General features: G+C 39.0%; 6 protein-coding genes. 3 read left to right on the forward strand and 3 right to left on the reverse strand.

The window, feature by feature from the left end; translation table 11 throughout:
- Together E1176_RS07325 and E1176_RS07330 are read left to right on the forward strand one after the other, a co-directional pair.
- Positions 1 to 261 (forward strand): Dps family protein (locus E1176_RS07325; RefSeq protein WP_185152686.1); only part of this gene is annotated, 261 nt, incomplete at its 5' end.
- A 68-nt stretch (positions 262 to 329) separates the two neighbouring features.
- Complete coding sequence (locus E1176_RS07330) at positions 330 to 749, forward strand: universal stress protein (RefSeq protein ID WP_155209954.1); 420 nt, start codon at positions 330 to 332, stop codon at positions 747 to 749.
- On the opposite strand, the gene E1176_RS07335 is transcribed toward E1176_RS07330, so the two are convergent.
- Positions 742 to 1,446 (reverse strand): peptidoglycan DD-metalloendopeptidase family protein, encoded by a 705-nt coding sequence (locus E1176_RS07335; RefSeq protein ID WP_155209955.1) that lies wholly within the window; start codon positions 1,444 to 1,446, stop codon positions 742 to 744. The two genes, E1176_RS07330 and E1176_RS07335, sit on opposite strands and share 8 nt — an antisense overlap.
- A gap of 76 nt (positions 1,447 to 1,522) precedes the next feature.
- Between E1176_RS07335 and E1176_RS07340 the strand changes: the two genes are divergently transcribed.
- Positions 1,523 to 2,383 (forward strand): hypothetical protein, encoded by an 861-nt coding sequence (locus tag E1176_RS07340; RefSeq protein WP_155209956.1) that lies wholly within the window; start codon positions 1,523 to 1,525, stop codon positions 2,381 to 2,383.
- A 50-nt stretch (positions 2,384 to 2,433) separates the two neighbouring features.
- Here E1176_RS07340 and E1176_RS07345 read toward each other — a convergent pair whose 3' ends face one another.
- Entirely contained in the window at positions 2,434 to 3,447 is a 1,014-nt protein-coding gene (locus E1176_RS07345) for a glycoside hydrolase family 113 (RefSeq protein WP_155209957.1), read from the reverse strand.
- A gap of 17 nt (positions 3,448 to 3,464) precedes the next feature.
- A partial coding sequence (locus E1176_RS07350) for an efflux RND transporter permease subunit (RefSeq protein WP_155209958.1) occupies positions 3,465 to 5,626 on the reverse strand: 2,162 nt, incomplete at its 5' end.

Below are 5,626 nucleotides of genomic sequence, written 5' to 3' on the forward strand. Positions count from 1 at the left end.
GTGTTTGGCTACACACCCATGAGCACACTTAGAGAGTATTTAGAAACTTCTGAAATCAAAGAGACTGGAACTGATCTGACTAGTATGGAGATGGTGCAGGAAATTTTAGAAGACTATGAAACACTACTATCACACATGATAAATGTGGCTGATGCAGCTATAGATGTAGGTGATGTCGGGACTGAGGATATGATCAATTCTTTTATTAAAGAAATGGAAAAAAGTCACTGGATGTTTACTGCATTTGCATCTGACAAATAAATTTCTTTAACTTGAGTCGTGTCTACAGAATTGGCATGACTCTTTTTTTTCAATAAAACTACAAAGCTATGGAACAAATAATGGTTCCTATCGATTTCACAAAGGCATCGGTAGCGGGGGTAGAAAAGGCAATCTCGATTGCTATAGAAAGAGATGCTGAGTTACACTTGGTCAATATTATTGCACCAATCAAATCGGGCCCTCTGGAAATTCAACTAGACCACACACTTAATTTGCTTAGAGAGCATGAGGCAAAGCTATCTTCACTTCTTACAGAAGTAGATAGACGAGGAGTGAAGATTAATAGCAAAATACAGGTGGCGAATTTTGAAAAGGGAATTAAAAAGTATCTTAAAGACCATAAAATCGATCTTATTGTTGTGGGCATCAACGGTTCACATACTGTGGGCGATCTATTTTGCGTTGGTCGGGATGAAAAGCTAATTAAGGTTAGCTGCCCGATTGAAGTCGTAAAACAGGCTAGCTAACAGTTTTATTAAGCGCTTTTATTCCTAAAATAAGGTTGGGATCAGGACAATGCTTTATGTACTTGTACCTGTCAGATTTTGCCGCCACTCCGGGGTAATCACCAAAATGATTGTCCATGTTATCGATGACCTGAAAGTGTAAATGAGGTGGCCAATGTACGTTTTCTTCATAAGAACCTAGCGTTGCGATCTGCTCACCTTTACCTACTTCCTGACCGATCGTTTTATCACCCAAAGATTGAACGCTTAAATGTCCGTAAAGCGTAAAAAATTGAATGCCCTCCAACTCATGCTGTAATATTATGGTAGGTCCGTAATCAGCATGAGCATTATTATTTTTAAAACTATGTACTTTCCCCGGAAGTGGGGCAAAAACAGGCGTTCCGTTTACAGCCCAGATATCTATGCCCAAATGTATACTGCGTACCTTGCTGCCTGAGAAAACTTCACTGCGTTTGTAAATTTGCCTGTCCTCATCATATTTTCCAATACCGACATCTACCTTATTATTTTTCAACCTATCGAAAATATAGTTGGTAAACGCCTCTTCGTCATTGAGATCGAGTTGGTTTAATTGCTCATTTTTACTTGTAAGATCGAAAATAACGACATTTTCCTTATTTAAATCGTACGGGGTAACGGCAGCAAATTGCTCCTGATTTTTCTCTAAAATGTCTGCTAAAGACTGACTTGACATAATTTTTTTCTCTCTGTTTTAAACCTTTTGCTTTCGATTTAATCAAAGGGCAAATGAAACGAAAACATATAGAATTATGAAAACGATCTTGAAATTATTGACGAACAAAAACTGGCTATTTGCTATAGCCTTTTCCGGTTTATTTTTGGCTTCGTGTGACAACGAAGAAGACATTGGTTTGGTTTCCGATGAAGCAGAAACTGAAGCAATTAGTGAGGCAGACATTGATGCTGTGTATGAAGACGTAGACGATATGGCTTTGGTAAGCTTGCAGGCCGCAGATAATAGCGGTGGCCGAATCACAGAGGATACGCCTGACTCTGATCGCTTTTGTGGTACAGTAACCTTTGAAGGCGACAAATCAGCTGGTAAAATCACAATTGATTTTGGCGATGGATGTGAAGACAAAAAGGGCAATGTGAGAAAAGGTAAAGTAATTATCGAATATCAAAAAGGCAGATTAATACCTGGTTCTTTCGTAATGATTAGTTTGGAAGGATATTCAATCAATGACATAGCCATTGAAGGTGTGAGAAAATTAGAAAACATTTCTGAGTCAATTGAAGACTACCCGACTTTCCACATCACGTTAGTTGGTGGTAAAATTACCTGGCCAGATGGCACTGATGCCACCAGAGAAGTAGACAAAGTAAGGGTTTGGGTAAATGCAGCTAATCCAATAAACGATGAACACCATGTAACAGGTACTGCAAACGGTAAAACTAGGAGAGGTGTGAATTATGACATGGTTATCACAGACACTTTGGTGTATAAGAGATCATGCAGATTTAGTCGAAGAGCCAGAATACCTGTAGCTGGTACCAAAGTAATCACGACAGATAATAAGACAATCATCATGGATTTTGGTGATGGTGAATGTGATAGAAAGGTTGAAATAACTGTAAATGGTAATAATGAGGAAGTTACTTTAGATTAAGGTTCGGTAACACCTACATTAGGAGGCTCCATACATTGTATGGGGCTTTTTTATTTGGCATACCATTTACCAATCAGCGATTCTACAGGCTTATTTTGTGGCGTGAATCGTTTGCATTCGTTACCTCCATATTGTGCATATTTAGCATGCCATTTCCAAAGAAAGCCTCCTGCAAACCACTCTTCATTCCACACGGCCTGATAAAGTCCTTCATAGGCATTCATTTGAGCTGCGAGGTTTACGTTTAAAGTGTCCTGATTATAATTCCAGTGACCGCCAGTAGTGAAATCTATACTTTGATAACCATACTCGGTAAACAATACAGGTTTATCATATTGATTATGCAATCTTTCTATTGAAGGAATGATTTTTTGCCATTCATTTTCTAAATGTGATGTCATTGGCGTTTTTGCTTGGCTAAGTGGAAAGTATGCATCGATCCCTATAAAATCCAAATCACCCCAAAAAGTTACTTGTTCAAAATTATCCCAGTTAGCAGCATACGTAAGCCTACCAGTGTATACTTTTCTGATTTCCTTTATTAGATATTTCCAATATTCAGGTCGTTTTACTACAGCCTTTCGATATTCAGTACCAATGCACAGCAACTCAACGTCTAAAGAATCAGCTATTCTCGCATAGGTCAATACGTACTTTGTATAATCAGTTTCCCACTTCTGCCAATCCTCGTCAGATTGCAGGTCAAAATCACCTGCCCAACCCTCACCACGCACCCAAACATGAGGTTTAAGCATTACCTTAAGGCCTAGATCTTGTGACATTTTAATGGTTTCGATGCTGCCTTCCACTTTTTCACCCCACCATTGTCTTTCATAATTAAAATTGACTTCTGGTTGAGATTGTCTTGAAAATGCATAAGGTATGATAGCCACCCAACCAGCATTTACACGCTTAATGTTTTCCATATCATCAATCGTGATAGGTCGGGGAGGAGCTACAAAACTCACACCACCTACTTTGGTTTGAGCCTTATCTTCAATGGTAAGTGCCAGTAAGATTGTTACAAGTAAAAGGATGGTCAGAATGCCAAATAAGCGCTTCATATCTGTCTTAACGCAACCTATTTAGTCTTGTTTTTGAAGAAGTATAATATCAATACAGGAAGTAAGGTAAGATCGATAACTAAGGCAAAAATAAGCGTTAAACTTATAAGAAGACCGGTGTAAAAAGTACCACCAAATGATGATAAAAGCAGTGTGAGAAAGCCTCCTGAAAGAATTAAACTAGTGACCGTAATAGCCTTACCAGTGGAGAGAAACGTTCTTTTAAGTGCGTAGAGAAGTGGTTTCTTTTTTCTTAACTCGATCTTAAGTTTACTTATAAAATGAATGGTGTCATCTACGGCTATGCCAAAAGCTATAGTGAAAATTATCGAAGTGCTTAACTTGAGGGTAATTCCAAAAGCTCCCATTATACCTGCTACAATTACCAGAGGTATCATATTAGGGATTAGCGTTATTAGTATCATTCTCAAAGATTTGAACATAACGCCAGCAATTAAAGCAACTACTCCAAATGCTATTGCCAAGCCCTGAAACATATTTCTCGATAAGTATTCGTTGTTTTTATCGATAAGGTTAGATGTGCCTGTAACTTTAAATTTCACTAAGTCAGCATCAGTACTTGCAGCGATAAACTGTTTCAGATCTTCAGTTCGTTGCAAAGATAAATTGCTGCCTATATCACCAACTCTTGCGGTTATTCGGCCGACTGTTCCATCCTTAGCAGTCAGCTTAAAGGAATATTCTTCATTATCCATTCTGTTGATGTATCTCATGGCTTTCTTCCAGTCACGATCATCTTCAGGTAGCTTAAATTGATTGCTGACACCTCCATTGATGGCTTGATTTACACCCCTCATGATGGTTCCGGGTGAGATAATATTACCAGCGTAAAAATCATAGCGCATGTATTCAGCCACTTTATCGATTTCTTCTAGTACATCTTTATCAAAAACCTTTCTTCCATTTTGCACCTCGGCAGTTACTTCAAATGGGCGAGACCCGCCAAAATTCTCATCAAAAAATAAAAATGACTGCTTCAAAGGCGCATCATTAGGAAGGTCTTCTATCAGGTAAGTATTAATTACAATTTGAGAGACACCATATACAGCAAGCGCTGTCAGAATGATATTAATTGCAATAATCAGTTTTCCCTTGCGCAGGACAAATATGAAAGCTTTACTCAAAGAGCCAAACCAGGCTGATCTATTGGTAAGTTTTTCTGACACCTTGGGTTTTCTTAAAAATACCAGACAAGATGGTAGAAGAGTAAAGGCGACAATAAAGGCCATAAATACACCTATGGCCGTATAAAGTCCAAACTCTTTGATAGGCGCAATGCTGGCAGTTAGTAAAGTAAGAAAGCCAATGGATGTAGTAAGAGAAGTTAAAAAGGTGGCCACTCCGACCTCTTTAAATGTTACTTCAATCGCTTTTTGTTTGGTAACACCTATTCTGAGTTGCTCAATGTACTTGGTCATGATGTGAACCACGTCTGACATACCCACCACAAACATGATAGTGGGTAGAAGCACCATTAGAATATCAAGTGTTTTGCCTGTAAGGCCCATTAATCCTAATATCCAGATGGTAGAGAGGAGCACAACGGTGAGGGGTATGATTACGCCCCACCAGCTTCTATAGGCGAAAGCAAGAAAAACGATAACCAATAAAATTGAAGCCGACAAAAACAGCATAAGCTCCCACTGCATTTTCTCTACAAACACACCCTGGGCATAGGTTTTACCAGCGAGGTAAACTTTTTCGAAACCATAGGGTGCCAGGGCATTTTGAACGTTTATTACCAAATCATCAGCGTTTTCTTTAGTCTTGAGCGTACCATGCCTTACCAAAATAGCTGTGGCTTTGCCATCGGTACTCACCAGTGACTCTGTCAGCAGCTCGTCTTTGTAGATACGCGTACTGTCTGCATCGTATCTCTCAGGCTCATAAGGGTGAATCATCGGTATTTTAAAAAGCCCTGCCGGACTAATTACGGGTCGCTCAATCGTGGTAAGTGCGTTTACGGCTAAGACATCTGGGATATCTTGCAGTTCATTACTTAAACTATCAAGGCTGGTGAGAAAGTCTTTTTCGAATATTGTGGGAGAGTTAATAATGCCGACTAATAGGTAGTCGTTGTCATTATCAAACATTTGTTTGAATTCCTGATAGTAGGTGAGGTCAGGATCATCAACCGGAAAGAAATCTTCAAATACGT

It is taken from the genome of Fulvivirga aurantia (assembly GCF_009711475.1).
GTDB lineage: Bacteria > Bacteroidota > Bacteroidia > Cytophagales > Cyclobacteriaceae > Fulvivirga > Fulvivirga aurantia.

Coding starts and splice junctions, on each gene's coding strand:
- E1176_RS07340 (WP_155209956.1), top strand. CDS start 1,523: ATGAAAACGATCTTGAAATTATTGACGAACAAAAACTGGCTATTTGCT.
- E1176_RS07345 (WP_155209957.1), bottom strand. CDS start 3,447: ATGAAGCGCTTATTTGGCATTCTGACCATCCTTTTACTTGTAACAATC.
- E1176_RS07330 (WP_155209954.1), top strand. CDS start 330: ATGGAACAAATAATGGTTCCTATCGATTTCACAAAGGCATCGGTAGCG.
- E1176_RS07335 (WP_155209955.1), bottom strand. CDS start 1,446: ATGTCAAGTCAGTCTTTAGCAGACATTTTAGAGAAAAATCAGGAGCAA.